The sequence below is a fragment of the Ruegeria sp. I1 genome (assembly GCF_056532675.1).
Window position 1 is genome coordinate 78,471 of sequence record NZ_JBQFNM010000010.1, and the last position, 26,607, is coordinate 105,077.

Annotated in this window: 25 protein-coding genes; 9 read left to right on the forward strand and 16 right to left on the reverse strand. The window is 58.6% G+C overall.

What is annotated here, in order from left to right:
* Positions 1-6: 6 nt before the first annotated feature.
* Together motA and ACR0DH_RS17230 are read left to right on the forward strand one after the other, a co-directional pair.
* Positions 7-876, forward strand: a complete 870-nt coding sequence (gene motA, locus ACR0DH_RS17225; protein WP_480551028.1) for a flagellar motor stator protein MotA — start codon at positions 7-9, stop codon at positions 874-876.
* Positions 873-3,008: a hypothetical protein gene (locus tag ACR0DH_RS17230; protein ID WP_480551026.1), complete on the forward strand. Its 2,136-nt coding sequence runs from the start codon at positions 873-875 to the stop codon at positions 3,006-3,008. Before motA ends, ACR0DH_RS17230 begins: the two co-directional genes overlap by 4 nt.
* 53 nt (positions 3,009-3,061) lie before the next feature.
* On the opposite strand, the gene ACR0DH_RS17235 is transcribed toward ACR0DH_RS17230, so the two are convergent.
* Together ACR0DH_RS17235 and ACR0DH_RS17240 are read right to left on the reverse strand one after the other, a co-directional pair.
* Positions 3,062-4,414 carry an MmgE/PrpD family protein gene (locus ACR0DH_RS17235; protein WP_480551024.1) on the reverse strand — a complete coding sequence of 451 codons (1,353 nt, stop codon included), beginning with the start codon at positions 4,412-4,414 and terminating at the stop codon, positions 3,062-3,064.
* A complete protein-coding gene (locus ACR0DH_RS17240; RefSeq protein ID WP_480551022.1) occupies positions 4,411-6,852 on the reverse strand; it encodes a GcvT family protein in 2,442 nt (813 codons plus the stop codon). The genes ACR0DH_RS17235 and ACR0DH_RS17240 overlap by 4 nt, the downstream gene beginning before the upstream one ends.
* Before the next feature lie 332 nt (positions 6,853-7,184).
* On the opposite strand from ACR0DH_RS17240, the gene ACR0DH_RS17245 reads away from it, so the two are divergent.
* Positions 7,185-7,514, forward strand: coding sequence for a hypothetical protein (locus ACR0DH_RS17245; RefSeq protein WP_480551020.1), 330 nt, complete (start codon positions 7,185-7,187; stop codon positions 7,512-7,514).
* 3 nt (positions 7,515-7,517) lie between these two features.
* Here the strand turns inward: ACR0DH_RS17245 and ACR0DH_RS17250 are convergent, their stop codons facing one another.
* Positions 7,518-8,030, reverse strand: a complete 513-nt coding sequence (locus ACR0DH_RS17250) for a potassium channel family protein (protein WP_480551018.1) — start codon at positions 8,028-8,030, stop codon at positions 7,518-7,520.
* Positions 8,031-8,095: 65 nt separating this feature from the next.
* Positions 8,096-9,001: an oxygen-dependent tRNA uridine(34) hydroxylase TrhO gene (gene trhO, locus ACR0DH_RS17255; protein ID WP_480551016.1), complete on the reverse strand. Its 906-nt coding sequence runs from the start codon at positions 8,999-9,001 to the stop codon at positions 8,096-8,098.
* A 97-nt stretch (positions 9,002-9,098) separates the two neighbouring features.
* On the opposite strand from trhO, the gene pncA reads away from it, so the two are divergent.
* Positions 9,099-9,692, forward strand: coding sequence for a bifunctional nicotinamidase/pyrazinamidase (pncA, locus tag ACR0DH_RS17260; RefSeq protein ID WP_480551014.1), 594 nt, complete (start codon positions 9,099-9,101; stop codon positions 9,690-9,692).
* Here pncA and ACR0DH_RS17265 read toward each other — a convergent pair.
* Entirely contained in the window at positions 9,689-10,222 is a 534-nt protein-coding gene (locus tag ACR0DH_RS17265) for a hypothetical protein (RefSeq protein WP_480551012.1), read from the reverse strand. The two genes, pncA and ACR0DH_RS17265, sit on opposite strands and share 4 nt — an antisense overlap.
* A gap of 165 nt (positions 10,223-10,387) precedes the next feature.
* Between ACR0DH_RS17265 and pncB the strand changes: the two genes are divergently transcribed.
* Positions 10,388-11,680, forward strand: a complete 1,293-nt coding sequence (gene pncB, locus ACR0DH_RS17270) for a nicotinate phosphoribosyltransferase (RefSeq protein ID WP_480551010.1) — start codon at positions 10,388-10,390, stop codon at positions 11,678-11,680.
* On the opposite strand, the gene ACR0DH_RS17275 is transcribed toward pncB, so the two are convergent.
* Genes ACR0DH_RS17275 through ACR0DH_RS17300 form a run of 6 tightly spaced genes read right to left on the reverse strand, consistent with a single transcriptional unit; the run spans position 11,677 to position 19,088 of the window.
* The gene (locus ACR0DH_RS17275; protein WP_480551008.1) at positions 11,677-13,128 is read right to left on the reverse strand and encodes an aldehyde dehydrogenase family protein; all 1,452 of its coding nucleotides are present in this window, start codon (positions 13,126-13,128) and stop codon (positions 11,677-11,679) included. The genes pncB and ACR0DH_RS17275 overlap by 4 nt on opposite strands.
* Positions 13,129-13,163: 35 nt before the next feature.
* On the reverse strand, positions 13,164-14,762 hold the full coding sequence (locus tag ACR0DH_RS17280; RefSeq protein WP_480551006.1) for an ABC transporter ATP-binding protein: 1,599 nt from the start codon (positions 14,760-14,762) through the stop codon (positions 13,164-13,166).
* Positions 14,759-15,574 (reverse strand): ABC transporter permease, encoded by an 816-nt coding sequence (locus ACR0DH_RS17285; RefSeq protein ID WP_170640558.1) that lies wholly within the window; start codon positions 15,572-15,574, stop codon positions 14,759-14,761. Before ACR0DH_RS17285 ends, ACR0DH_RS17280 begins: the two co-directional genes overlap by 4 nt.
* Positions 15,571-16,518: an ABC transporter permease gene (locus ACR0DH_RS17290; RefSeq protein ID WP_480551004.1), complete on the reverse strand. Its 948-nt coding sequence runs from the start codon at positions 16,516-16,518 to the stop codon at positions 15,571-15,573. Before ACR0DH_RS17290 ends, ACR0DH_RS17285 begins: the two co-directional genes overlap by 4 nt.
* A 40-nt stretch (positions 16,519-16,558) precedes the next feature.
* The gene (locus tag ACR0DH_RS17295; RefSeq protein ID WP_480551002.1) at positions 16,559-17,578 is read right to left on the reverse strand and encodes a hypothetical protein; all 1,020 of its coding nucleotides are present in this window, start codon (positions 17,576-17,578) and stop codon (positions 16,559-16,561) included.
* A gap of 22 nt (positions 17,579-17,600) precedes the next feature.
* Positions 17,601-19,088: an ABC transporter substrate-binding protein gene (locus tag ACR0DH_RS17300; RefSeq protein ID WP_480551000.1), complete on the reverse strand. Its 1,488-nt coding sequence runs from the start codon at positions 19,086-19,088 to the stop codon at positions 17,601-17,603.
* Positions 19,089-19,258: 170 nt separating this feature from the next.
* On the opposite strand from ACR0DH_RS17300, the gene panB reads away from it, so the two are divergent.
* From panB to ACR0DH_RS17320, 4 genes are all read left to right on the forward strand, one after another.
* Positions 19,259-20,098 carry a 3-methyl-2-oxobutanoate hydroxymethyltransferase gene (gene panB, locus ACR0DH_RS17305; protein ID WP_480550998.1) on the forward strand — a complete coding sequence of 280 codons (840 nt, stop codon included), beginning with the start codon at positions 19,259-19,261 and terminating at the stop codon, positions 20,096-20,098.
* The gene (panC, locus tag ACR0DH_RS17310; RefSeq protein WP_480550996.1) at positions 20,095-20,946 is read left to right on the forward strand and encodes a pantoate--beta-alanine ligase; all 852 of its coding nucleotides are present in this window, start codon (positions 20,095-20,097) and stop codon (positions 20,944-20,946) included. The genes panB and panC overlap by 4 nt, the downstream gene beginning before the upstream one ends.
* A gap of 72 nt (positions 20,947-21,018) precedes the next feature.
* Complete coding sequence (glpK, locus tag ACR0DH_RS17315; RefSeq protein WP_480550994.1) at positions 21,019-22,497, forward strand: glycerol kinase GlpK; 1,479 nt, start codon at positions 21,019-21,021, stop codon at positions 22,495-22,497.
* 39 nt (positions 22,498-22,536) lie between these two features.
* Positions 22,537-22,953 carry a VOC family protein gene (locus ACR0DH_RS17320; RefSeq protein WP_480550992.1) on the forward strand — a complete coding sequence of 139 codons (417 nt, stop codon included), beginning with the start codon at positions 22,537-22,539 and terminating at the stop codon, positions 22,951-22,953.
* Positions 22,954-22,962: 9 nt separating this feature from the next.
* Here ACR0DH_RS17320 and smpB read toward each other — a convergent pair whose 3' ends face one another.
* From smpB to ACR0DH_RS17345, 5 genes are all read right to left on the reverse strand, one after another.
* A complete protein-coding gene (smpB, locus tag ACR0DH_RS17325; RefSeq protein WP_170379480.1) occupies positions 22,963-23,439 on the reverse strand; it encodes an SsrA-binding protein SmpB in 477 nt (158 codons plus the stop codon).
* Between the two features lie 57 nt (positions 23,440-23,496).
* Entirely contained in the window at positions 23,497-24,039 is a 543-nt protein-coding gene (gene idi / locus ACR0DH_RS17330) for an isopentenyl-diphosphate Delta-isomerase (RefSeq protein ID WP_353008698.1), read from the reverse strand.
* 198 nt (positions 24,040-24,237) lie between these two features.
* On the reverse strand, positions 24,238-24,651 hold the full coding sequence (locus ACR0DH_RS17335; protein ID WP_480500269.1) for a c-type cytochrome: 414 nt from the start codon (positions 24,649-24,651) through the stop codon (positions 24,238-24,240).
* Positions 24,652-24,771: 120 nt separating this feature from the next.
* Positions 24,772-25,776, reverse strand: coding sequence for a P1 family peptidase (locus ACR0DH_RS17340; protein WP_480550990.1), 1,005 nt, complete (start codon positions 25,774-25,776; stop codon positions 24,772-24,774).
* Between the two features lie 81 nt (positions 25,777-25,857).
* Positions 25,858-26,604, reverse strand: a complete 747-nt coding sequence (locus ACR0DH_RS17345; RefSeq protein WP_480550988.1) for an SDR family oxidoreductase — start codon at positions 26,602-26,604, stop codon at positions 25,858-25,860.
* Positions 26,605-26,607: the final 3 nt, after the last annotated feature.

Below are 26,607 nucleotides of genomic sequence, written 5' to 3' on the forward strand. Positions count from 1 at the left end.
TCGCAAATGATTGGAATTGTTGGAATTATCGTCATTTTCGTAATGGTGTTCGGCGGCTACCTTGCAGCCGGCGGTAAGATGACAATCATCCTGAAATCGCTGCCATACGAGATGATGATGATCGGCGGGGCTGCCGTCGGGGCCTTTTTGATCAGCAATGATGCAGGTGGCATCAAGCACACAATCAAGGACATGGGTAAGGTTTTTAAAGGGCCAAAATGGAAGCCCGAAGATTACCGTGACCTGCTCTGCCTTTTGTTCTCATTGATCCGTATTGCGCGCGCGAACCCGGTTGAGGTGGAACAACACATCGAAGAACCCGAAAGTTCGAGCCTGTTTTCCGCTTATCCCAAGATTCAATCCGACAAAGAGGCGGTGGATCTGATCTGCGACACGATGCGCGCTGCCGCCATGAACTATGACGATCCGCATCAGGTGGAAGAAGTGCTGGATAAACGGATGGAGGCGAATTTTCATCACGCCATGCATTCAAGTCACGCATTGCAAACCGTAGCGGACGGCCTACCGGCCTTGGGCATCGTTGCTGCGGTTTTAGGAGTGATTAAGACCATGGGCTCGATTGATCAACCGCCCGAGGTGTTGGGTAAACTGATCGGGGGGGCGCTGGTTGGGACTTTTCTGGGCGTCTTCCTCGCCTATGGCCTGGTTGGCCCTTTTGCAGGCAAGTTGAAAAACGTGGTGGAAGAGGACAACCATTTCTACCAACTGATAAAAGAGGTGCTTGTCGCCAATCTCCACAACCACAACGCTGCAATGTGTATTGAAGTCGGGCGACAGAACACACCCACACATAATCGCCCCGATTTCACCGAGTTGGAAGATGCCTTGAAAGAGTTGAAGCAGGCGGCGGCATGACCCGGCTTGTCGCGCTGGTATTCGCACTGATCGCCTGGGCGACCTGGGCATCGTCACAAGAGGTGACTGTTCGTTCTGGCGAGCATGATGGATACACACGCCTTGTGTTCACTGTGCCACCAAACACAGGTTGGGTTGTGAAGCACCGCAAAGGCGGGGCACGTTTGATCGTCGATCTGGACGATGTGACCTACAAGACCGGAGGTGTGTTCAGTCGGCTGACAACAAACCGCCTCGCCTCTTTGTCGCAGAAACAGCCGGGCGATGGGCTGGAACTGGATTTTGGCTGCGACTGCGTTGCTTCTGCATTTCTCTATCGCGACTCAATGATCGTTCTGGATATTGCACCCGGCGCGATACTGCCGCCTTTGCTGGCCAATATCCCGCCACCCCGATCGGCGCCGGAGCCGGACCTTTCGTCCCGCCCTAACCCGCCAGAAGTCATAGAGTTGCCTTCGCTGCCCCTTGGCGGGCAGAGTTTCAAAGACCAGCTATCGACGCGTCTGTTGCAAGGGGCGGATCGGGATGTGCTGGAACTGAATCTTGCTACTATCGGGCCAAGGCGACAGCGCGCGCTGCAGGCACTGCCTTTGACGGGTGGTTTGAGCTCGAATATAGAGCTTTCAACCGCATTGGATGAACTCAACGCGCTGCTGGGTTCCGAATTCCCGCAGATCGAAGCCAAACCTGCCTGTTTCACAAGCGTTGAGCTTGGATTTGAAACCTGGGCAAATGACCGACCTTTCCAGGATCAGGTCGCACAGCTGCGCGTAGGGCTGTTTCAGGAGTTCGACAGGCTGGACGCAGATCGCGCTTTGGCTTTGTCCAAGCTTTATGCCTATTACGGTTTTGGCGCGGAATCCCTTCAAGTGCTCGGTCTTTCGGGCTTGCAAAGTGATGAGGCTCAACAGGTTGCAGCAATTGCAAACATCGTTGACGATCAACAGTTTCCCCAGCGCAGCCCATTTCACGGCCTGCAGCGATGCGACAGCGATGCCGCGCTTTGGGCTGCACTTGCAGAGCGGGAACTGACAACCGATGCACGCGTTGAGGCAATCGAACAAAGCTTTGTCCGCTTGCCCGACCATCTGCGCCGCAACCTGGGGCCCCGGCTATCCTCTATTCTGGTTGAAGCAGGACAACTTGAAGCCGCGCGGCGGGTCTTGCGGTCGGTAGAGCGTGTTGAACCGGAGACAACTCCTTCACTCTTCAACGCCAAGGCCGAGGTGGCTTATGCCGAAGGGGATGGCCCATCAGAAGAAAGCCTCTTGTCCGAAGTGATTAGGGCACCCGAAGCCTCGACCGAGGCGCCGCTGGCCTTGGCGCGGTTGGTTGAAAAACGATGGAACGATCGAGGGGCTGTTTCTCTGCAGGAACTGGATCTCGCCGCCGCCTATGCGAACGAATATCGTAAAACCGAAATGGGGCCAATGATGGCCCGAACACATGTGGTTGCACTAGGTCTTGTGCAGGAATTCGAACAGGCCTTTGAGCTGATCGAGACATTGCCGGATAGCGCAGAAGATCCTGCCGTGCTTGACCGACATCTGCAATTGCTTGCAGAACGCGCCGATGACTTAACATTTTTGCGGCAGAGCCTGACTCTGTCACAGCCACAGAAGGATGCGGTGTCGACCGACACAGCCATCGCCCTGTCCGCGCGATTGACAAAGTTGGGGTTCGGCACGCAGGCGGCGGCACTGGCCAACCGCGGCCAAGACCGCGCGAGGCGCGCGGAACGGGCGCTGCTAAGGGCGCAGGCAGCGTTGCAGGTTGGTCGCCCCTATCAGGCGGTGCTGGAGTTGGCCGATGATCCATCAGAGGCCGCCAATGCTTTGCGGATCGAGGCGATGATCGCCAGCCGCGATTTTGCCAACGCCGCAGCTTTGTTGCAGGAGGTCGGCGATGTGCAGGCCGCAAACAGATATTACTGGTTGGCAAATTTGCCAGACCGAGCCGATGTGGATTCGAACGGAAAGTTCGCTGAGTTAAATGCGACAACGCAAGCACTGGCGGACGCACCTGAACGCATCGAGGACAAACCCTTGGCAGATGCTGTGAACCTGCTGGATGAAAGTGCTCAGGCACGCGCAAGAATCGCTGCTTTGCTTGAGATCGTTGAAACAGAATAGACCAACCCAGCGACGCCAATTGCGGTCTTAATTCTATGAGCTTAGGAAATAGACTATGGCGCTGGTGGTTCATACAGAAGCGCAGCCAAATCCGAATAGCGCGAATGCGGATCGGTCCAGCTCAATATCGCGTCGCGGATGGCCTCGGCGCGATCCGCGCCTACCACAGGCTTAGCGAATTCCATGTATTTCGCAATTACGTCTGATCGCGAAAACGGTGCTTCGGGGCCGCCTCGGGCATGGATATCACCCGAATGAAGAAGTCGCCCATCCATCGTGGTAATCTCAACATCAGCCCAGCGCCCTTTAGGGAAACGCGCGGTGTGCCGCTCAATTTCTGCAACCTGAATACGGGACATGAACTCAGCAACCTCTGGATCAGAAAGGCCGGGCCCCGAGATATGCTCAACACCGATCCGACCATGAAGTGCATAAACGGCCACCGCAAAAGGCAAAGAATACTGCGCTTGAGATGTTGTCAGAGGGATACCTGAATAAAGACAGGCGGCCTGATGAAAACTGTTCACCTTTAGGGTCGCAATTTGACTAGGGCTCAAATCGTGTTCGATCATCACCGCCCGCGTTGCATCGATGGCCGCATGGGCCCATCGGCAGATGGGATAGGGTTTCACATATTGATGCTCGACCTGCCAGAAGGTCCCTAGATCTGACCAATGCGATGCCGCTTCATCGGATTCGATCGTGATGGCCGGGGCTCCGGTAAACCCGCGCTCGGCCAGCACGGCGGCGGACAGACCAACCAATGCACCCCAGCCTGACCCGTCATGCAGCATGGTTGGGTTTGCAATCTCGCGCATCATCTGGCCGCGGGGTCCATGGTATTCGGCGATGCCCATGGCTTGCCGCAGTTGTTCAGCACTTTGCCCCCGCATGCGCGCGGCCATGGCCGCGACACCCAAAGCATTCCACGCGCCCGATGTGTGATAGTCAGTGACGCTGTCATGCAGCGATATTCCGGCCCGACCGGCAATTTCATAGCCTGTGATCACCGCTGCCAAAGCCTCGAGGCCTGACAGATCGGGGCGATGTTCAGCCAAAGCCACCAGAGTGGGCAAAACGACCACGCCAATATGACCCTTGGTAGGGTTATAGCCATCATGGCCGTCCAGATTATCGGTTTGAGTCGCGGCCGCATAAGCCGCACCTGCCAGACTGACCGCGCGGCCATCAAACATCATGCGGGCGCTGAACGCTGGATCAGTGCTGGCATACAATAGGGCCGCGGCATCGCGCGCGATCACGCCCGCCTCCATCGGTCCCGCCGCGATCAGAATGCCCATCGTGTCCAGCATCATCAGCGCCGCAGCCTCTTGCGCGCTGTTCGGCATGTCGGCAGCCGCCCGCATCAGCGCAAAATCGGCAACGCGGGCGAAGCTGTTGGTCACGCCGCGCCCTCCATCACCGGTTGTACATCACGCAGTCGGCGGCCTGCCGGGTCAAACGGGGGCTCTGACAGGATCTTCGCTTTGTGCGGTTTGCCGAGGATGAAAACCTCAACTGTATCGCCTGGCTTGGCCACTTTCGGGTTCGCATAGCCGATCGCCAGCGACTTCCCGACCGAATAGCCGTATGCGCCCGAGGTCACGCGGCCCACCGGCGTACCATCCGGGGCGAAGATCGGTTCACCGCCGCTGGCATCTGCATCGGCTGCGTCAACCTCGAAGATCGACAGAACCTCGCGCGCGGCATTGTCCTTGATAGACAGATAGGCGTCTTTGTGCAGGAAATCCTTATCCAGCTTGATCAGACCCGCAAGACCAACCTCTTGCGGCCAGTATTCCTGAGAGTACTCGCGCCCCCAAGAACCATAACCCTTTTCGATCCGCAGCGACCCCAGCGCGCGTCCGCCAACCGGGCCGCCGCCATGGTCCTTAGCGGCCTCTAAAAGCGCTGAATAGAGTCTGATTTGGTCGGATTCGGCGCAATGCAGCTCCCACCCCAGATCGCCGGTAAAGCTGACGCGGATGGCCAGGCAGGTGACACCTGCGACTTCGATGGTTTGTGAGCGCATGAAGCGGAACGCTTCATTCGACAGATCCGCGTTGGTCAGGCGTTGCAGGACATCGCGGGATTTCGGACCGGCCACGTTGAATCCGGCGATCCGGTCAGTTGCGACGTCCAGCGTGGTACCGTCGGGCAGGTCGACCATGTTGAAGAAACGCTGGTGATAGCGCTCGGCCATGCCCGAGCCGATCATCATGTATTCGTCGTCGGCAACCTTGGTGATCGTGAAATCCCCAGCCACGCCACCGCGCACTGAGATCAGAGGTGTCAGGCAAGATCGCCCAATCTCAGTCGGGATGCGGTTGGCGACCAGCCGATCAAGCCAGTCATGGGCACCGGGGCCCTTGATCACATAGTTGGCAAAGTTCGAGATATCGATCACGCCGACCGCGTCCCGCAACATCTGAACCTCGCGCCCCACCGGCTCCCACCAGTTCTGGCGGGTAAATCCGTTGGTTTCGACCGTGCCGGGCTGGTCGGCAAACCAAAGCGGATGTTCCCAGCCGCAGTTCAGGCCAAAAACACACCCCATCGCCTTTTGCATCTCATAGGCCGGGCGCACGCGGGCGGGGCGACCAGCGCTGCGTTCCTCGTTTGGGAAGTGGATGGCGAAACGGTGCGAATACTGATCTTCAACCCGTGCTTGGGTGAACTTCTTGTCGGCCCAATCGCCAAAGCGAGCCAGATCCCAAGCGAACATGTCGTATTGCGGCTCGCCCTCGATCATCCATTGCGCCGCCAACAAGCCCAGTCCGCCGGATTGCGAGAAACCGGGGATGATGCCGGTGCAGCAGAAATAGTTTTGTAGCTCGGGCACCGGGCCCCAGATCGCGTTGGAATCCGGCGACCAGATCATTGGGCCGTTGATGACGCGTTTGACACCCGCCGTGGCAGCAACCGGAACACGTTCGGTGGCGCGGATCACGTTCTCCATGATCCGATCCAGATCGTCGGGGAACAGATCGTGGGCGAAATCCAGCGGCGTGCCGTTTTCGGCCCAGAACCGCATGTCTTTCTCATAAGCCCCGATCAGCAGGCCATTGCCTTCCTGCCGGAAGTAATACTCGCCATCCCGGTCGGCGATTGAGGGCAGACGACGGCCCATACTGGCCACTTCGTCGATGGATTCCGTGACAAAATACTGGTGCTCGGTCGGTTGCAGCGGCAATTCGATGCCCGCCAAAGCCGCGACCTCGCGCCCCCACAGGCCCCCGGCATTGACCACCCATTGCGCGCGGATGTCACCCTTTTTGGTCCTCACGATCCAAGAGCCGTCGGGCTGCTGTTCCGTCCCTACTACGGGGCAAAACCGCTCAATCGTGGCTCCCATGGCACGCGCCCCAGCGGCATAAGCCATGGTCACACCGGACGGATCGACGTTGCCGCCATCGGGTTCGTACATGATGCAGCGGATATCATCGAACTGCGCCAGCGGATGCAGTTCTTTTGCCTGTTCCCGGCTGATTTCATAGAAGTTCAGACCGTAGAACCGCGCCTTAGCCTCTTGCAAGCGCAACTGATGTTCGCGGTCTTCAGTTTGGGCCAGGTACAGCGAACCCGGTTGAAATACACCGCAACCCTGGCCGGTTTCCTTCTCCAGCTCTTTATACAGATTCATCGTATAGTGTTGGATGCGCGTGACGTTGTTATTGTCATGCAGCCCGTGGATATTGGCCGCCGCATGCCAGGTCGAGCCGGATGTCAGCTCATCCCGCTCCAGCAGAACAACATCTGTCCAGCCAAGCTTGGCCAGATGATAAAGGATTGAACAACCGACTAGGCCCCCTCCGATAACGACGGCCTGTGCGTGGGTTTTCATGAGATCTCTCCTAAAAAATCGGGCGCTGCCTGCAGGGCAGGTTTAAACAAGAGTCAGCCATAGGTTGGAATGGGCATATGTTCTGTTCCCGACGCGAAATGTCGGGAACAGGGCTTTCTTAACATGAGTTTAACTCAACCCAATTGAATCCTTTATGATATTTTGAAAGCTTCAGGATTATGTGGAGTAACCCTGTGAACCTTTTGGATACGGACCAGTCACACAGGGTTGAGTTGGAGGAAAAGCGCCGAACAACACACCAAACCCCACAGAATACTTGAAATATTTGGTTAATGTTCTATTTATGTTCTACATAGTCAGAGGACAAGCCGATGGCCCAGCACATCCGAAATTCGGCTCTGGGTGAGCCAAGCAACGATTATCACCTGCTTCCGGTAACAGACCGGCAGATGCGGTATGCCCGTGCGATTGCAGAGCAATCTGCGCTGGAAATCCCCGTAGATGTGCAGCGAGACCGCAAGATGCTGTCGGATTGGATTTCAGCGCACAAGCCCCGCGTAACCTCGCAATTCGACAATTACCCAACTGGCAAGCAGGTCGCCTTTGCCGAGCGTATCTCGCGCAGCAAACGTCGACCTATCCCATCTGAGTGCTTCCATGACAAACGGATGATGTCGCGCTGGATTGACCAGAACAAATAGGCTCTAACCTTGGCTATTTGGGCTGTGGTTGCGTGCATAGATCGCAACCGCGGCCGCCACAAACATACCCAGCAGGATATAGCCCGTGACCGCTTCGGCCGCAGCAAGTGCGCGGCACAGTCCGACTGGGGACATATCGCCATAGCCGACGGTGGTGAAGGTGACATACGAGAAATACAGGATGTCCGCAGGCCCCTGCGCGCCGATCACGCAATTGTCGTTATAGCCAAAGGCGCCATAAGCGGCAGCAAACAGGAATGGCACGACTTGAATGAAGGACACGCCCATCAGCAGCAACAGCCGCCGGGGGGATTTCACTTGGGTCACATAGTACCAAGATTGCGAGGCGATCCAGATCAACAGACCCATTGAGGCGAAAGAACCGATTGTATCGCCAGCGGTCGCATCACTGAGGCGCGACAGGCCATACCACGCCAGAAAACTGGCAATCACCAAACCCAATGCGGCCAGCAGGGTCGATTTCCACTCTTCCAGAGTTTTGGGTTCACGATGCATTGAGGCTCCGTCCCGCAGGTGTGCCCCTGATCATCAGTCCTAAGGGGCGGACCCGCAAGCTGAATTTAGCTCGAACCCAGGTGCTCGAACCCACGTTTGCGTGCCAATAAAATTTGCTTTTGCCGTTCACGAAACCGGGCCTTATCTGCCTCAGTCGTTTCATCGACGCACCGATGACAAGCCACGCCATGCTCGTATTCTGGGCGTTTCATATCTTCGGGCAGGATCGGGCGGCGGCAGGCATGGCACAGACGGTGCGGCCCCTCCACCAGCCCATGACCGACCGAAACGCGGTTGTCGAACACAAAGCATTCGCCCTGCCAGGTGCTATCTTCGGCAGGCATCTCTTCGAGATAGCGCAAGATGCCGCCTTTCAGGTGATACACATCCTCGACCCCCTGCCCCAGCAGATAGTTGGTGGATTTCTCGCAACGAATGCCGCCGGTGCAAAACATGGCCACGCGCTTGTTGTGGAAGCGGTCCTTGTTTTTCTCCCACCAGGCCGGGAAATCCCGGAAACTGGCGGTTTCAGGGTCTATTGCGCCCTCAAACGTACCGATCGCCACCTCATAGTCGTTGCGCGTATCGATCACGACCACGTCGTCCGAGCGGATCAGGTCGTTCCATTCCTCCGGCTCAACATAGTTGCCGACACGGGCCCGCGGATCGACATCCGGCTGGCCCATGGTCACAATCTCTTTCTTCAGCCGCACCTTCATTTTGCCGAATGGCGGATGGTCTGCGGTTGCCTCTTTCCACTCAAGATCAGCACATCCGGGCAGCGCTTTGATATGCGCCAGCACCGCATCAATCCCAGCACGAGGACCCGCGATAGTGCCGTTGATACCTTCCTGCGCCAGCAGCAGTGTGCCCTTGACCGATTGGGCGCGGCACAGGTCCAGCAACGGATCCCGCAAGGCGGCGTGATCCGGAAAGCGGGTGAAGTGATAGAGAGCAGCGATCGTGTACATGCGCGCGGTCTAAACCCGCAGGCGCAGAGTCGCAAGAGACCGCATTGACGACCAACCCACGCCCGCCTACCGATAAGGCATCAAAGGAGGCCCCCAGATGACCCATGCCCTGATCGTAATCGACGTCCAAAATGATTTCTGCCCCGGGGGTGCGCTGGCCGTTGCGGGCGGGGACGAGGTCGTGGCCCCGATCAATGCCATGATGGATGATTTCGACGCGGTGATCCTGACGCAGGATTGGCATCCTGCAGGTCATTCCAGCTTTGCCAGTTCGCACCCGGGCAAAGCCCCGTTTGAGCTGATCGATATGCCCTATGGCCCGCAGGTCCTGTGGCCCGATCACTGCGTTCAGGGCACGGATGGCGCTGCGTTTCACCCCGGTCTGCGCACCGATGCCGATCTGATCATCCGCAAAGGGTTTCGCAGAGCAATCGACAGCTATTCTGCCTTTTTTGAAAACGACCGTGAGACGCCGACAGGGTTGAAAGGCTATCTTGACACACGTGGGTTGTCGAAGGTCACCCTCGTCGGGTTGGCTACGGATTTCTGCGTCCATTACTCTGCCGTAGATGCCGCGCAGCTGGGGCTGGATGTGACCGTTCGGCTGGATGCCTGTCGCGGGATCGATATGGACGGGTCGATGGCAGCGGCTGAGCAGGCGATGCGGACCGCAGGGGTGGTTCTAATTTAGGGTGTCGAGGTCCCGGTCGCCTCAAGGAACTTGAACAGAACAAACAGAATGACGGCCAGCCCTAGGGCAAAGCCAATGCGGCCCGGCACTGCTCGCCGTCTGGTTCGGTTTGTCGGCATTGGCTCGGGCGCGGGGGCAGTCATAACAGGCTGCACGATCCCCTGCACTGGCCGCGCGCGTTTCACATGCGCCAGGAACTGCAAAAGATCGAACTCACCACTGTATTCACCCTGAACGCCCTGGTTTTTGATGTTGGCAAACAGCACTTGCAAAATCTGGTCGCGGTCAGCCTTATCTGCGGGCGAGTATACATCGGGCGCAATTCCGCTGTCATGCGCGGCCAGCTCGAACCCCGCATCCTGAAATATCTTGCGAATCTTGGGCGACGCCCCGCGCAATGCATCAGACGTCTTCACATCCCGAAACATCGCCACCGGGCGAACCCCATCTTTGGTCTCGCCCGAAAGTGTTTCAAATGTTTGATCGTCTGATGCTGTTCTTAAAATATCAAAGTCGTATCGAAGACTCATTCACAACTAACAACCTTATCTTTCCATCCCGCACCCTCACTAATCGGTGATCCAATCAAACAATATGCCCGCTTTGTGGCGTCAAACGGGCATTGTCACCAAATCAGCGACTCTTGCTATTCGTCGTGCCGATTGATCTAACAACGGAAATCGCAGGAGTTCCCCATGGTCGATATTGCGACCCGTGTTTACAATCACAAATGGAAAATCGATCCGATTGTGCGGTCTTTGATCGATACGGATTTCTACAAACTGCTGATGTGCCAGTCAGTGTTTCGAAACAAGCCTCAAACAAATGTCGAGTTTTCACTGATAAACCGCTCGAATCACGTGCCATTGGCGCGCCTGATCGACGAAGGCGAACTGCGCGAACAGCTGGACCACATCCGCTCGCTCAGCCTCAGCCGAGGGGAAAGCACCTGGCTGCGGGGTAACATGTTTTATGGCAAACGGCAGATGTTCCGCTCGGATTTTATGGAGTGGTTCGAAAATATGCGCCTGCCGCCCTATCATCTGGAGCGCAAAGGCGATCAGTACGAGCTGACCTTCGAAGGTAAATGGCACGAGGTCATGCTGTGGGAAATCCCCGCTTTGGCCGTGTTGATGGAACTGCGTTCGCGCGCCGTCCTAAACCACATGCGCCGGTTCGAGTTGCAGGTTCTTTATGCCCGCGCCATGACCCGGGTGTGGGAGAAGATTGAACAACTCAGCGCCATTCAAGGTCTTGGGATTGCGGATTTCGGAACCCGTCGGCGGCACTCGTTCCTCTGGCAAGACTGGTGTGCTCAGGCGATGATCGAAGGGTTGGGCCCTGCTTTCACCGGCACCTCGAACTGTCTGATCGCCATGCGGCGCGAGGTTGAGGCCATCGGCACCAACGCCCACGAACTGCCCATGGTCTATTCCGCTCTGGCCGATACGGATGAGGCGCTGGCTCAGGCCCCCTATGACGTTCTCAGCGACTGGCATGAAGAACATGACGGCAATCTGCGCATCATTCTGCCAGACACCTACGGTACTAAGGGATTTCTGGACCGCGCGCCCGATTGGCTGGCGGGCTGGACTGGGATTCGTATCGACAGTGGCGACCCTGCTGAAGGGGCCGAAGTGGCCATCGACTGGTGGAAGTCCCGTGGAGAAGACCCAACGCAGAAACGGATCATCTTTTCCGACGGGCTGGACGTCGACAAAATCAAGGAGCTGCACGCGCAGTTTGTCGGGCGCACCAACATCTCATTTGGGTGGGGCACCTTGTTGACCAATGATTTCCGCGGGCTTGTGCCGAACGACGCTCTCGCGCCGTTCTCGCTGGTCTGCAAGGCGGTGTCGGCCAATGGGCGACCAACGGTCAAGCTGTCGGACAACCCGGAAAAAGCGATGGGTCCAGCCGATCAGATCGACCGATACAAGCGGGTGTTTGGTGTCGGTGCTCAGAAGGCAATTGAGGTGATTGTTTAGCCGTGAAACGCCGCCACCGTCTTGAGTTGTGAAAAGCCATACAGCGCCTCGAACCCTTTTTCGCGGCCGTGTCCGGATTTTCCGACCCCTCCAAACGGAAGCTCCACGCCGCCGCCCGCACCGTAATTGTTGATGAACACCTGACCCGAGCGCAGGCGCTTCGCCAACCGCATCTGCCGCGCGCCATCGCGGGTCCAGATGCTGGCGACAAGGCCATAATCGGTACTATTTGCTATAGTTAGAGCCTGTTCTTCGGTTTCAAACGGGATCAGAACCTGTACTGGGCCAAAAATCTCATCCTGCGCCAAAACGTGATTGGCGGGAACATCCGCGAACAGCGTCGGCCGGACATAGGCACCTGTCTCTGGCGCATCCGACGTGATCCTCCCTTGCCCCACGATGGTCAAATCCTCTCCCTTCTCCAGAAAACCCATAACGATGGTTTTTTGCCGGTTCGAGATCAGCGGGCCCACCCGCAGGTCATTTATCGCAGGCCCCACGGTCAGTTGACCATAGGCTTCAGCCATCCGCGCCTTGACCTGTTCGTAGACCCCACGCTGCACCAGAATGCGGGATGAGGCAGAGCAGGTTTGCCCGGCATTCTGAATGCCTGCATTGACCAGAAACGGCAGGGATGCGTCCAAATCGGCGTCATCAAACACCAGTTGCGGTGATTTTCCGCCGAGCTCCAACGTCACAGGGACTACATTGCGCCCCGCTGCTTGCTGCACCAAAGCCCCGGTCGCAACGGACCCGGTGAACGAGATGTGATCGACGCCCGGATGCCCGGACAGCGCGGCCCCGGCCTCGGCCCCCAGACCCGGCACAACGTTCAACGCACCGGCAGGCAGCCCGGCCTCAGTCGCCAGATGGGCAAAGGCCAGCGCGGTCAGGCAGGCCTCTTCCGCTGGTTTCAGCACACAAGCATTGCCCATGGCCAGGGCGGCCCCGACCGAGCGGCCAATGATTTGCATTGGGTAGTTCCACGGCACGATATGGCCCGTCACGCCATGTGGCTCGCGCAGCGTGTAGACGGTGTAGCCATCCAGATACGGGATGGTCTCGCCCATCACCTTATCCGCGGCACCACCATAAAACTCACAATACCGCGCCAAGGCCACGGCATCCGCCCTTGCCTGCGTCAGCGGTTTGCCAACGTCCTTGGCCTCCAAAACGGCCAGATCCTCGACACGGTCCAGAACCAACCGACCTAAACGACTTAGAATGCGCCCACGCTCGAATGCAGGCATTCGGCCCCATTCGCCATCTAGTGCAGCGCGGGCTGCCACGACAGCAGCGTCGATATCCGATGCTCCACCGCGCGCGATCTGGCAGATTTCAGAATCATCGGACGGGTTGACCAAGGGCAACGATTGAGCGGTGAGCGGCGATTGCCACGCGCCCCCGATCAAACAGAGGCTGGGATCAAACCATATCGCATTGGTCATATCTAACTCCTATTTCGGCTCTAACACGGGGAAAATCACGCAGCACCCACTCCGATCTCCGGCAACTGCGGCGCAGCAGAAATCAGCTTTTGTGTGTATGGATGGCGCGGATTGGTGAAGACCTGCTCGGTCTCGCCCTGTTCAACGAGCTTCCCGGCTTGCATGACCATCACCCTGTCCGTGATCGTGCGCACGACGCTCAGATCGTGGCTGATGAACAGATAAGTCAGATCATAGGCGTCACATAGTTCAGCCAGCAAATCCAGAATCTGCGCCCGGACCGAGACGTCGAGGGCCGAGACCGCTTCGTCAAACAGGATCAGTTCCGGGCGGATGATCAGCGCGCGGGCAATGGCAATGCGCTGTCGCTGACCACCCGAAAATTCGTGGATGTACTTGTCCGCATCCTCTGGGCGCAGCCCTACGGCGATCAGCATTTCGGCAATGCGGTCCTGCCGCTCGCCTCCAGTCGGAGGGATTTCGAGTAAATGAAATGGTTCGGTAATCAGGCGCGCAACCCGGTGGCGCGGGTTGAAACTGCCATAAGGGTCTTGAAACACCACCTGCATCTTGCGCCGCACGGCCGGATTCGGCTTGTGACCGGAGAACACCGGCTGACCATCCAACCGGATGTTACCGGATTGAACCTCTTCCAACCCCAAAATAGCCCGTGTTAGGGTCGATTTTCCGCATCCGGACTCCCCGACCAGACCCAGCCGCTCACCCCGGTTGAGGGTAAAGCTGACCTGATCCACGGCACGGGTATGACCGGGCGCATCGAACAGGCCCTTGCGCGGCAGGCGATAGTCACGGACCACTTGCGTGACCTCTAGCAACGGTTGTGGTTGTTTTGCATCGGGCAGAGCCACCTGATGGTTCGACGCCTCAAACAGCATCCGGGTATAGGGGTGCTGCATGTTGTGCAGAAGATAGTCGGTTGCACCGCTTTCGACGACTTCGCCATGGCGCATCACGACGATCTGATCCGCCATATCGGCGACAACAGCCAGATCATGGGTGATCATCAGCAGGCCCATGTCGTATTCGGTCACCAAGCCCCTGAGCAAATCCAGAATCTGCGCCTGAGTGGTCACATCCAGCGCCGTTGTCGGTTCATCCGCGATCAGCAGTTTAGGGCGCAAGGCAATCGCCATTGCGATGACCACACGCTGACGCTGACCACCGGACAATTCATGCGGATAGCGGGACAGGGGGAAGCGATCAGAAGGCAGCCCAACTCGGGCCAATACCTCTTCCGCCCGCTCCCGCACCTGCGCAGGAGGCATCGCCTTGTGGATCAGGATGGTCTCCATCACCTGATCGCCGATGGTTTTGACCGGGTTAAGCGCAGTCATAGGCTCTTGAAACACCATCCCGATCGAAGCACCGCGCAATGCGCACATCTCTGCCTCGGGCCGGTTCAGGATTTCCTGCCCGTCCAGCAGGATCGAGCCATCACTTTCCGTCCCATCGGGCAACAACTGCATCACGGCCAGCGCGGTCATCGATTTACCCGAGCCGCTTTCCCCGGTTACAGCAACGATCTGCCCCGGTGCAATCGACAAGCTGACCTGTTTCAAAATCTCGCCCCCGTGAATGCATAGCGACAGGTTCTCGATCCGCAGCAAACTCATGCCCGCGCCACCCGGATTCGGGGGTCCAGCCAGTCGCGCAGACCATCACCCAGCAGGTTCAGGCCCAATACCGTCACGATGATCGCCAGACCCGGAATCAGAGCCAAATGTGGGGCAAAACTGACCATCGTCTGCGCATCGGCCAGCATCCGACCCCAGCTTGGCGTGGGTGGTTGCGCCCCGAGACCGACGTAACTCAAGCCCGCCTCGGCCAGAATGCCCAGGCTGAATTGAATGGTGCCCTGCACGATCAGCAGATTGGCCACGTTGGGCAGGATATGCTCCGCCGAAATCCGCGCCGCGCCCTTGCCCGAGACACGGGCGGCGAGGATGAACTCACGCTCCCACAGGGACAGGGCCGCCCCTCGGGTGATGCGGGCAAAGACGGGGATGTTGAAGATGCCGATGGCGATGATGGCGTTGATGGCACCCGCGCCGAACACGGCCGTGATCAGGATGGCGATGACCAGAGAGGGGAAAGCAAAGACCAGATCGTTGCCGCGCATGATGACTTCGTCCAGCCACGATCCCTTGCGTGCGGCCGCTGTCAGGCCCAAGGGCACGCCCAACGCCATACCGATCCCCACGGCGACCAGCGCCACGGCAATGGACGTCCGCGCGCCGACCATGATCATCGAGAACATGTCGCGCCCGAAGTGATCGGTGCCGAACCAATGCTGCGCGTTGGGTGGCTGCAGTTTCGCGGGAATGTCCAGCGCGGCATGGTCATAGGGCGTCCAGACAAACGAGATCAGCGCCGCGAGCAAGACCAGCGAGGACAGCACCGCGCCTAGGATCAGGTTGCGGCTCATGTCCGGCTCCTCAGCCTGGGATCGACGGCAGCATAGGCCAAATCGACAAGGAAATTCACGGTGATGACAGCGAAGACCAGCAGCATGACAACCGATTCCACCACGATCAGATCGCGGGCCGAGATCGCCTGAAATACCAGCCGCCCGAGGCCGGGCAGGTAGAACACCTGCTCGATAATGATCGACCCGGCCAAAAGGAACGAAAACTGCAGCCCGATGATCGTCAGCACCGGGATCAGCGCGTTTCGCACCCCGTGTCGCCACAGCGCCTGACGACGCGACAGCCCTTTGGCGCGGGCCGTGCGCATGAAATCTTCGCCCAGTATGTCCAAAAGCGAGGATCGCATCACCCGCGCCAGAATGGCCGCTTGTGGCAAGGCCAGGGCAATCGCGGGCAGGGTCAGGGAATGCAGCCCGGCCCAGAATCCGTTGTCCCAGCCAGCAAACCCGCCCGCATTGAACCAGCGCAGGTTTATGGCAAAGATCAGGACCAGCATCATCGCAAACCAGAAATTCGGCACCGCGATGCCTAGCTGTGTTGCTCCCATCACCGTGAGATCACCCGGTTTACCGCGGCGCGCAGCGGCATAGATGCCTGCGGGAAAGGCGATCAGGGTCGACAAACTCAGTGCATAAAGAGCCAGTGGTAAAGACACCCACAGCCGATCCGCGATCATCTGTGAAACAGGCGTGCGATAGGTGTACGAGGTTCCGAAATCCCCTTTCAGCATCCCACTAACCCAGTTGAAGTAGCGCTGGGTCTTGGACATGTCCAAGCCCAACTCGGCCCGCAGCGCAGCCAATGTGTCGGGCTGCGCATTGACCCCCAACATGAACGAGGCCGGATCACCCGGCGCCACCTCGATCACCGCAAAGATGACGACCGAAGCAATGGCAAGGCTGATCACAAGTGAAAGCAGTCGTTTGAGGGCATAGCGTAGCATTGGGGGCAGGTTAAGTGCGCGCCCTGCCCGGGTCCAGCGGCTAGTTATACTTACGCTGCTCTTGCCGAACCAGATCGAGGGCGCAGGCCGAAAGCTCTTGCGCAGGGGCTGATTCTGCCAGCGTTTCCAGATTGGTTTCGGTACGTGCCAAAGCCGCTCGGCGTAACACCATCAACCGGGCACGTGGGCTGTCCAGAAACTGCGATTGCGGGATGACGGTCTCAAAGGGGCTGTCGATACGGATGACCTCGAAGTACCCGCCCAGAAGCGCGAGGAAGGCAAAGGAGCAGGCCGGAGCCTCTGCCGTACAATGCGTGTTGCAAAGTTGCGCGATGGGTCGCGTCGCCTCGGCTGTCATCAGCCAATTCTCCACGGCGGGCCGCCACGGGTTACCCGGTGACAGATCGCCATAGCCCAACCCCAACGCCAAAACACCAGCCATTCCAAGCGCCTGCTCCGAGTTCGCCGAAACCGGGTCGGGCTGAATATGGCGCAGCGCCGCCAAACCATCCCCGCGGGGTTCAGGACTGTCCGAAAGATATGCCAGATAAGGCTGCAGATCGTCCATGGTCCCGTCATCGGCGCGCAACTCATCCCGCATCGCCTGACTGCCATACAACGCAACGATCCGCGTTGGGTAATCTGTGGCTTGATGTTCACCAAGATCGTTGAGACGCTTCACCTGATCGGGATCAGGCTGAGGCTGCCTGGCTCGCATTAAGGCCTGCGCCAGTGCATTCCCCCTGGCGGCCTCAATGGTAAGCCAGGACGTGCCGAAATTGCTGTTGTCGCGACGCCGGAACAGGGCGCGGGATTCGGCAGGCTCAAGGCTCTGCCGAAACGGGGATGGCCCAAGATCTGTGGTTTCGATCCGGCCCAGCAACAAACGCGCATCCGAATTGCCAGACGCCGCCAGCGCCGCCAACATTGGCAACGCCTTGGCATCGTCGCCGTCCAGCCACAAGGCTACTGCCGCATCCAAAGTGGTCTCTGCCGATGCGGATGGCGCAACACATAGCTGCGCCAGGACCATCAAGGTGAGGAAAGAGCGTTTGATCATTGGCCTTTCCTTAGACTGAACGCTACTCCGCCCAGCTGATTGCCGTCAGATCAATCGCCGCTGTCGGCGCGTTCTGCCACAACCCCTGCACGCCCGCCTTAGCCACACCCAGTTTGGCCAGCTGGAACAGGTATCCGTTGACATAGTCGTTGGAAATCAGGCGCTGCGCTTCACCCATCAACCGGGCCCGCTCTTCAGGGTCGGTGGTGGTGTTCAGCAACTCCATCAAGGCCTGAAAATCGGTGCTGTCGTATTGGAAATAATAATCGGGCCGTGCATAGATGCCGATATCCATCGGTTCGGTGTGGCTGACGATGGTCAGTCCGAAATCCTTGCCCTTGAACACGGATTCCAGCCATTGTGCCCATTCTACATTGATGATCTCGGCGGTGATCCCTACTTCGGCCAATTGTGCTGCGATGATCTCTCCACCCCGGCGCGCATAGGACGGGGGCGGCAGGTGCAGCGTAGTCTCAAAGCCTTCGGCAAACCCGGCCTCAGCCAGCATAGCCTTGGCCTTTTCCGGGTCATAAGCAGACTGCCCAGTCAGATCGACATAGGCCGGGTTATGCGGTGCAAAATGGGTTCCGATTGGGGTGCCATAGCCGAACATGGCTCCGTCAATGATGGCCTGACGATCAATCGCATGGGCCAGAGCCTGCCGGACGCGGATATCGTCGAACGGCGCTTGCTTGTTGTTGGTCGACAGGATCGTTTCGCCTTCGGTCGAGCCAACAAGGACCTGAAAGCGCGGATCAGCCTCGAACTGAGGCAGGTTTTCGGGCGCTGGGAAATTGTCGAACACATCCACATCTTCAGCCATCATGGCAGCAAAAGCCGCGGTCGGGTCCGAGATGAATTTGAACGTCGCACTCTCTAATGCAGGCTGATCACCCCAATAGTCAGGATTGCGGTTCAATGTGATGCTATCGCCCTGCACCCATTCGCCAAAGGTGAAAGCCCCGGTGCCAACCGGGCTGGTCTTGATGTCGTCGATGCTTTCCGGCGCGACGATCACCGCATCACCCCACGCCATGTTGAACAGGAAGTTGCCGTTTGGTTCGGACAGGGAGACCTTGACGGTCAGCGGGTCGACAGCCTCGACGCTTTCAATTCCGGCAAACAGGGCCTTCTGCGCGTTAGCACTGTCTTCGGCCATTGCGCGATCAAGGCTGAATTTAACGTCTTCAGCATCCATCGCGCTGCCATCATGGAAACTCACTCGATCGCGCAGCTTGAAGGTATAAACGGTGCCGTCATCCGAGATTTCCCAGCTTTCCGCCAGCCCCGGCACGACCGAACCATCGCCCATGAACCGGGTCAGGCCTTCGAAGATATTGGTGTAGACCACCGAATCGATGGCCTGAGCAGCCGCGCTGGTCGGGTCCAGATGAGGCGGTTCTAGCTGCATGGCGATTGTAATGTCCGATTGGGCCATCGCTTGTGTTGCCAGCACTCCGGCGCTCAGCGCCAGCACCGAGCCAAAGGTTCGAAACACCTGCTTAGTCATGGAAACTCTCCCCGTTGAAGTCAACGCAGCCGCGTGTTTGCGGGCTTTTCTGGGCCTAGTGTTCCCCTAAACCTAAGGTCATTCAAGAAAATGTTCGCGCAACCGGGGTTTCGTGGGCCCTGTTCGATCTGTTATGCCGCACTGCAACATGAACCCCGCAAGGAGCGAACATGAGTGCCACCGCCCGCAAAAAAGCCCCAAATGCAGAGGATATTCGCGCCCGGAAGGGGGGCGAGCCGCTGGTCAGTCTGACCGCCTATACCACCCCGATGGCGCGTTTGATGGACACCCATTGCGACTTTGTGCTGGTGGGCGACAGCGTTGGCATGGTGCTGCACGGGCTGGAATCGACCCTTGGCGTGACGATGGAGATGATGATCCTGCACGGGCAGGCCGTTGCCCGTGGGTTGGACAGTGCAATGATGGTCATCGACATGCCATTCGGCAGCTACGAGGAAAGCCCGGCAAAGGCGTTCCGCAACGCTGCCCGTCTCATGGCAGAAACCGGGGCTGGGGCTGTCAAACTGGAAGGTGGGGTCGAGATGGCCGAAACCATCCGCTTTCTGGTCAAGCGCGGCATTCCGGTGATGGCGCATATCGGCCTGACACCGCAATCGATCAACACCCTGGGCGGCTACAAGGTGCAGGGGCGCGACGAACAAGCCGAGGCCGTTTTGGCCGATGCCCACGCTGTCACCGAAGCAGGCGCCTTTTCTGTCGTGTTAGAGAAGGTTCCGCAAGGTTTGGCCGACCAGATCACCAACGAAGTTACGATCCCGACAATCGGTATCGGAGCCTCTGCCGGGTGCGATGGGCAAATCCTTGTGGTTGACGACATGGTGGGCTTTTTCACTGCCTTCAAACCGAAATTCGTGAAACGCTATGCCGAACTGGGCCCGCTGGCCGAGGCCGCGATAGCCGAATACGCCGCCGAGGTGCGCGCGCGCAGTTTCCCGGCGGATGAACATGTCTTTGCCGATCAGGCCCCGGCCAAAGGGTCCAAGACATGACCGCACCAATCCTGCGCCGTCTGGCCGATCTGCGCGCGCTGACGACCGAATGGCACCGCAAGAGCGAAATCATCGGCGTTGTGCCCACCATGGGCGCGCTGCACCAGGGGCATCTGTCACTGGTTCAGGCCGCCAAGGCAGGCACGGACCGCGTGATCGTCACGATCTTTGTGAACCCCAAACAGTTCAACAACCCCGAAGATCTGACCAATTATCCGCGTACCCAGAGCGAGGATGCGCAAAAGCTGGTCCCTTACGGTGTTGATGCGATTTATGTGCCCGATCCCGATGAAATCTACCCGGCAGGCTTTTCAACCACTGTGATCGTCGGCGGCCTCACTGATATGATGGAGGGTCCCTTCCGCCCCGGCCATTTCGAGGGCGTCGCCACAGTGGTTGCCAAACTTTTCCTGCAAACGCAGGCGGATAAAGCCTATTTCGGCGAAAAAGATTATCAGCAACTGCTTGTCGTCCGCCGTATGGCCCGTGATCTGGACATCCCCGTTGAAGTTGTGGGCTGCCCTACGGTCCGCGAGCCCTCGGGTTTGGCCATGTCATCGCGCAACCTGCGGCTGTCGGCCAAAGGGCTAAAGATCGCAGCGCGAAAGAACACGCTTATGCAAGCGATGGCCAAAGAACTCGCCGCCGGCGCACCGTTCGAGCCACTTGCAGAGCAAGCAAGGGATGACTTGCTGGCCGCGGGGTTCACCGAGGTGGAATATATCGATCTGCGTTGTGCCGAAACGCTTGAGCCCCTGCCCAATGCATCACGCCCGGCCCGGCTGTTCGTCACCGCGTGGGCCGATGGCGTGCGCCTGATCGACAATACCCCCATTCCGGCGGCCTGATTTCTGCTCTGGCCCCTGCGCGAGTGTTTGCGCTAAAGTCCCGCAAAACCATGCGGGGGAGGAGCGCAGGCAATGACCTATATTCTGGCAATCGATCAGGGCACCACGTCCTCGCGCGCGATCTTGTTCGACGCACAAATGCAGGCCGTCGGCACCGCCCAGCGCGAATTTCCTCAGCATTTCCCGCAGGAAGGCTGGGTTGAACATGATGTTGAGGATATCTGGGACAGCGTTCTGACCGTCTGCCGTGAGGTGATGGAGACCAGCGGCGTCTCGGCCGACCAGATCGCCGGGATCGGCATCACTAATCAGCGCGAAACCACCGTGGTCTGGGACAAGACCACCGGCAAAGCCATCCACAACGCTATCGTCTGGCAGGACCGTCGCACCGCCGAGATCTGCGCCCGCTACAAACAAGCCGGGTGCGAGGATGATGTGACGGCCCAAACTGGGTTGCTACTGGACCCCTATTTTTCGGGCACCAAGGTCAAATGGCTTCTGGATACCGTCGACGGAGCCCGCGACCGGGCCGCGGCCCAAGAGCTGCTGTTTGGCACCATCGACAGCTTTCTGATCTGGCGTCTAACCGAAGGCCGTTGCCACGTCACCGATGCGACCAACGCCGCGCGCACCCTTCTGTTCGACATTCACAAAGGCGCGTGGAGCCCCGAGATTTGTGACCTGCTGGACGTGCCTTTGACGATGCTGCCAGAGGTGCTGGATTGCGCGGCTGATTTTGGCAGCACGTCCCTGCTGGGTGGCAACATACCAATTCTGGGTGTCGCAGGGGATCAGCAGGCCGCCACGATCGGTCAGGCCTGCTTTCAACCCGGCATGATGAAATCAACCTATGGCACAGGGTGTTTTGCGCTGCTGAACACGGGCGCGCAGCCCGTCGCCTCAAAAAACCGTCTGCTGACCACCATTGGTTATCAGTTAGACGGGCAAAAGACCTATGCGCTGGAAGGTTCGATCTTTATCGCGGGGGCTGCGGTGCAATGGCTGCGGGATGCGCTGAAAATCATCGATGCCGCCCCGCAAAGCGGCGATCTGGCGGCGCAGGCCGACCCGACTCAGCATGTGGTTCTGGTCCCTGCCTTCACCGGCCTTGGTGCACCCTATTGGAAGCCTGATTGCCGGGGCGCGATGTTCGGGCTGACGCGCAATTCAGGCCGGGCCGAGATTGCCCGCGCCACGCTGGACAGTATCGCCTTTCAGACCCGCGACCTGTGGCATGCCATGCAAGGCGATTGGGGCGCCGAGGCTAATGTGATCCTGCGTGTCGATGGCGGGATGAGCGCGTCAGACTGGACCATGCAGGGCCTGTCGAACTGTCTGGGGGCCCCGGTGGATCGCCCGGTGATGCAGGAAACAACCGCATTGGGCGCGGCATGGCTGGCCGGGATGAAAGCGGGCGTCTATCCTGATCAGGAGGGTTTCGCCCAGACCTGGCAGCTTGATAAACGCTTTGAGCCCCAGATGGCGCAGGATGCCCGCGATGCCGCCTATGCCCGCTGGCAACGTGCTGTACAGGCGGCCATGTCATTCTAAAATCTATTGTCTTGGGCTTCCAAGACGAGGAGGGATACAATGATCAGCTATGTCACGGTTGGCACCGATGACGTCGGACAGGCCAAGCGGTTCTATTCGGCCTTCATGCCTGCGTTGGGCTATGAGCTTGAGGAAGGGCCCGAAGGTCTAAGCTATGCCCTGCCAGTGGAACCGGACCAATCACCGGTGTTGCCCGAGTTCTATGTCAAACCCACCTTTGACGGAGCACCCGCCTCGGCGGGCAACGGGTCAATGACCGCATTCGAAGCGCAAAATCAGCAGCAGGTGCGTGATCTGCATGCCGCCGCACTGGCTGCTGGCGGATCAGACGAAGGCGCGCCGGGTTTTCGTGCCGCTTACGGACCCAATTTCTATGTTGGATACCTGCGCGATCCGCAGGGCAACAAGATTGCTCTGTTCTCCAGCAATCCAAATGAGCCTGGGCGGGACGACTAACGTCGCGACCTAGCTGTGATCTTTCATCAATCGCTGCTTCTGGCGTGACCAGTCACGCTTGGCCTGGGTTTCGCGCTTGTCGTGAAGCTTTTTACCCTTGGCGATCCCGATCTTCAGCTTGGCCCGGCCCTTGTGGTTGAAATACAGAACCAACGGCACCAGCGTCATGCCCTTGCGTTGCGTTGCATTCCACAGGTTCGACAACTCCTTGCGCGAGACCAGCAACTTACGGCGGCGGCGTTCTTCGTGCTTGAACACCTTGGCCTGCTCATACGGCGCGATGTAGCTGTTGATCAGCCACAACTCGCCATCATCGACCGAGGCATAGCTTTCGGCGATGTTCGATCCACCGGCCCGAAGGGATTTGACCTCGGATCCTTCCAGCATGATGCCACACTCGATATCCTCTTCGATCGCGTAGTCGAAGCGGGCACGCCTGTTTTCGGCGATCACTTTGTAGTTTGGATCAGTCTTCTGCTTTGCCATGACGCGTTGATTTAGGCGGCTTGAACCCGCCATGCAAGGCCAGCACAAGCTTTGGCATCAGGATTGTGCGGAAATGATCAGGTCCGGGCCGAAAATCGTGTCCGAATGGTTGTGCAGATAGATTTTGAGCCAGGGTGTAAAGCGTTCCGGGTGGCGCTGCACCTCGGCCAGAAGATCGTGATAATCGATCCAGCGAATATCCATCACTTCGTCCGGGTTCGGCTCGATCTTCAGCGGGCCGCGTACGTGCGCCAGAAAAACGTCCACCACCTCATGCTCGATCAGGTTGTTGCCGACATCGGCGTGATACTCCAGACGATGGCGGTACTCGGGATACAACCCGGTGATCCCGAGTTCTTCGCGCAAACGGCGCACTGCGCAGGCTGAGGCCCCTTCGTCCCAATCAGGATGGGTGCAACAGGTGTTCGCCCACAGGCCCGGGGTGTGATACTTGCCCAACGCCCGGCGCTGCATCAGGATTTCAGTACCGCGCACCACAAAGACAGAGACAGCCTTATGCCTGAGGCCTTTTTCATGTGCCTCAAGTTTGTCCACGGGGGTCAACTCACCATCAACCCAAGCCGGGATCATGATTCCCATATGTCGTCTCCTGATGCCGATCCATCGGACTGGCGAACTTTGATGTGGTGCTATGGCCGGATCGGCTTGGCATCGGGGCCCATCCGCTCCGGATCGGGCCGCGTTGGGACAAAATGGCAATGATCGGTCGGATTATCAACCTTACGAAAAGCCGCAGGTAAGGCGGCTTTTCGATTTGTCATCGGGTCATCTGAAATCCTATTCGCCTGATACGCTGAGGATATAGGCATAGACATCTTCGCCACCGGATTTCAGTTTGAAACTCATCTTTGACTTGGCCGCAGTGTCATCCAGGTATTCTTTCAGGAAGGCTCTGGGATCTTGAGAATAGGCGACAAAGGTTTCTTCGTCCCAGACAAGTCCGTTTTCGCCGGCTTCGACAATGCTGTCACCATATTTGAACCCTTCCAGGGTCCCTGCGGTACGGCCTGCGACCCCGTAAAGGTTCGGTCCGGTTTTACCGCCTTTAACAATCACATCGCCCGCAGGGTCAGCGATCATGTGGCAGGATTTGCATCTGTTGAAAGCTTTCTTGCCCGCCTCTGCATCACCTTCTGCATAAACAGGCAGGGCAAGCAAGCCGACGATTGTGGTGGCGAGGAAACGATTCATATTCTTTGCTCCAGATTTGCGTGGCTGGCCTAAATGGAGCTTTGTAGCGCCGGTGAGTCAACGCGCAGATTGCCGCGCGTGGGGCTGTGACGCTGTGGCAAAACGCCGGGCCTAACCGGTTTATCTGAGCTGTGACCAGCACGGTAGCAGGTCGCCGGGTGCGGGTGAGGCGAGGTAGACCGCGCGCGCGATGGCCCGCGCCAGACAGAGCGAAGCCGCATGGCCGATCATTCCAAGTTCGGTATCATTGGCCAACTGCACCTCACCTGTACTGACGCCAAAGACCAAATCGCCATCCCCCGGTGTGTGGGCAGGCAAAACCGCGCGCGCGATACCATCATGCGCGGCTACGGCCAGCCTGTAACATTGAGATTTTGACAAGGCCGCATCGGTGGCAACAATGGCGATTGTGGTATTTGATTTCTCGGGATCGGCCCGCATTGCGCTGGCCTTGCGGCTCGCACAAGGCTGACCCAAACCGGCGCGCGGATCAGAGCCTAAACCGCCGAATTCTTTCCCTTGTTCGAATGGTGCCGCCCAGAAATGCCGGTCGCCTTGGGTGGTTACGCTCCCCATGGGATTGGCCGCAACAAGCGCACCCACCGTGATCCCTGTGTCTAGCACTGCTGAAGCCGAGCCCAACCCGCCCTTCTGCATGGCGGCCAAGGCACCGGTTCCTGCGCCAGCTGTGCCTAGTACAAAGTCTTCGCTGGCCGCCTCAAAAGCGCGCCGCCCCAATGCGCGGTAGGGATTTTCGGGCCAGTCTTTGTTGCCGCCATTCAATAGATCGAACAGGATCGCGCCGGGAACGATGGGGACCGCAGTATTGCCAACCGGATATCCCCGGCCTTGGGCCCTTAGCGCATCTGACGCGCCCGAGCAGGCGTCGAGCCCAAAGGCTGATCCGCCAGACAGGGCAATCGCGTCGACATGGGCGACCGATTTATCGGGGGCCAGAAGATCGGTCTCGCGTGTTCCGGGCGCGCCGCCCATTACGTGAACCGAAGCAGTGAATGGCGCGTCCGCCGTAAAGACGGTTGTGCCGGATTTGAGATCCGCATCCTGCGCATTGCCGACCTTCAGGCCGGGGACATCGGTGATCAGGTTTCGGGGTCCGGGGGTCATTTTCGCCTTTTTTGTTGGGCCGAAAGCGCGCTGGTGCGTGCTGCCTCCGGCGGAGGTATTTTTGAACAGAAGAAAAGCGGATCAAATGCAGCGGCCACCGTCGACCTCAAGCGCTGTACCGGTGATCATGCTGGCCTCATCCGAGCAGAGGAACAGGGCGGCATTGGCCATGTCCTGAGGGGTTGAGAAGCGACCGAGCGGGATGGTCGAGAGGAACTTGGCTCGAATCTCGGGCGTGTCTTCGCCCATGAAGGATTTCAGCAGCGGCGTTTCCCCCGCGACCGGGCAGATCGCGTTGACGCGTACGCTAAAGGGGGCCAGTTCGACCGCCATGGTTTTCGTCGCGGTGATCATCCAGCCCTTAGAGGCGTTGTACCAGTTCAGATTGGGGCGCGGCGAAAGCCCGGCGGTTGAGGCGACGTTGAGGATCGCCCCGGCGCCGCGCGCTTTCATCGCCGGAACAAAGGCGCGGGCAGTCAGGTAAACGGACTTCATGTTCACGTTGAAGACGCGATCAAAATCTTCTTCGCTGACGTCTTCCAGCGGGGTGGGCAGATGGGTGACGCCAGCGTTGTTGACCAGAATATCGAGCTGCCCATATGCGGCCTCGACCGCGCCGGCCATCGCCTGAACCGACGCCCCGTCGCTAACATCCACTTGCTGCGCCATCGCGCCAGAACCCAGTTGCACCGCCAGATCCTGCGCCGCGGCGGCGTTGATGTCAGCGATCATCACGCGCGCGCCCTCGGCCAGAAACGTCTGAACGATCCCGGCCCCGAACCCAGACGCACCGCCGGTTACGATTGCCGTTTTCCCCTCCAGCCTCATGGT

Bases quoted from the DNA above. Each gene is read 5' to 3' on its own strand.
- motA (WP_480551028.1), top strand. From the start codon at position 7: ATGATTGGAATTGTTGGAATTATCGTCATTTTCGTAATGGTGTTCGGC.
- ACR0DH_RS17240 (WP_480551022.1), bottom strand. From the start codon at position 6,852: ATGAAAACCCACGCACAGGCCGTCGTTATCGGAGGGGGCCTAGTCGGT.
- ACR0DH_RS17345 (WP_480550988.1), bottom strand. From the start codon at position 26,604: ATGAGGCTGGAGGGGAAAACGGCAATCGTAACCGGCGGTGCGTCTGGG.
- ACR0DH_RS17275 (WP_480551008.1), bottom strand. From the start codon at position 13,128: ATGACCAATGCGATATGGTTTGATCCCAGCCTCTGTTTGATCGGGGGC.
- smpB (WP_170379480.1), bottom strand. From the start codon at position 23,439: ATGGCAAAGCAGAAGACTGATCCAAACTACAAAGTGATCGCCGAAAAC.
- panC (WP_480550996.1), top strand. From the start codon at position 20,095: ATGACCGCACCAATCCTGCGCCGTCTGGCCGATCTGCGCGCGCTGACG.
- ACR0DH_RS17290 (WP_480551004.1), bottom strand. From the start codon at position 16,518: ATGCTACGCTATGCCCTCAAACGACTGCTTTCACTTGTGATCAGCCTT.
- ACR0DH_RS17300 (WP_480551000.1), bottom strand. From the start codon at position 19,088: ATGACTAAGCAGGTGTTTCGAACCTTTGGCTCGGTGCTGGCGCTGAGC.
- ACR0DH_RS17280 (WP_480551006.1), bottom strand. From the start codon at position 14,762: ATGAGTTTGCTGCGGATCGAGAACCTGTCGCTATGCATTCACGGGGGC.
- trhO (WP_480551016.1), bottom strand. From the start codon at position 9,001: ATGTACACGATCGCTGCTCTCTATCACTTCACCCGCTTTCCGGATCAC.
- ACR0DH_RS17285 (WP_170640558.1), bottom strand. From the start codon at position 15,574: ATGAGCCGCAACCTGATCCTAGGCGCGGTGCTGTCCTCGCTGGTCTTG.
- idi (WP_353008698.1), bottom strand. From the start codon at position 24,039: ATGGGAATCATGATCCCGGCTTGGGTTGATGGTGAGTTGACCCCCGTG.
- panB (WP_480550998.1), top strand. From the start codon at position 19,259: ATGAGTGCCACCGCCCGCAAAAAAGCCCCAAATGCAGAGGATATTCGC.
- pncA (WP_480551014.1), top strand. From the start codon at position 9,099: ATGACCCATGCCCTGATCGTAATCGACGTCCAAAATGATTTCTGCCCC.
- glpK (WP_480550994.1), top strand. From the start codon at position 21,019: ATGACCTATATTCTGGCAATCGATCAGGGCACCACGTCCTCGCGCGCG.
- ACR0DH_RS17250 (WP_480551018.1), bottom strand. From the start codon at position 8,030: ATGCATCGTGAACCCAAAACTCTGGAAGAGTGGAAATCGACCCTGCTG.
- ACR0DH_RS17230 (WP_480551026.1), top strand. From the start codon at position 873: ATGACCCGGCTTGTCGCGCTGGTATTCGCACTGATCGCCTGGGCGACC.
- ACR0DH_RS17335 (WP_480500269.1), bottom strand. From the start codon at position 24,651: ATGAATCGTTTCCTCGCCACCACAATCGTCGGCTTGCTTGCCCTGCCT.
- ACR0DH_RS17295 (WP_480551002.1), bottom strand. From the start codon at position 17,578: ATGATCAAACGCTCTTTCCTCACCTTGATGGTCCTGGCGCAGCTATGT.
- ACR0DH_RS17265 (WP_480551012.1), bottom strand. From the start codon at position 10,222: ATGAGTCTTCGATACGACTTTGATATTTTAAGAACAGCATCAGACGAT.
- ACR0DH_RS17340 (WP_480550990.1), bottom strand. From the start codon at position 25,776: ATGACCCCCGGACCCCGAAACCTGATCACCGATGTCCCCGGCCTGAAG.
- ACR0DH_RS17245 (WP_480551020.1), top strand. From the start codon at position 7,185: ATGGCCCAGCACATCCGAAATTCGGCTCTGGGTGAGCCAAGCAACGAT.
- ACR0DH_RS17320 (WP_480550992.1), top strand. From the start codon at position 22,537: ATGATCAGCTATGTCACGGTTGGCACCGATGACGTCGGACAGGCCAAG.
- pncB (WP_480551010.1), top strand. From the start codon at position 10,388: ATGGTCGATATTGCGACCCGTGTTTACAATCACAAATGGAAAATCGAT.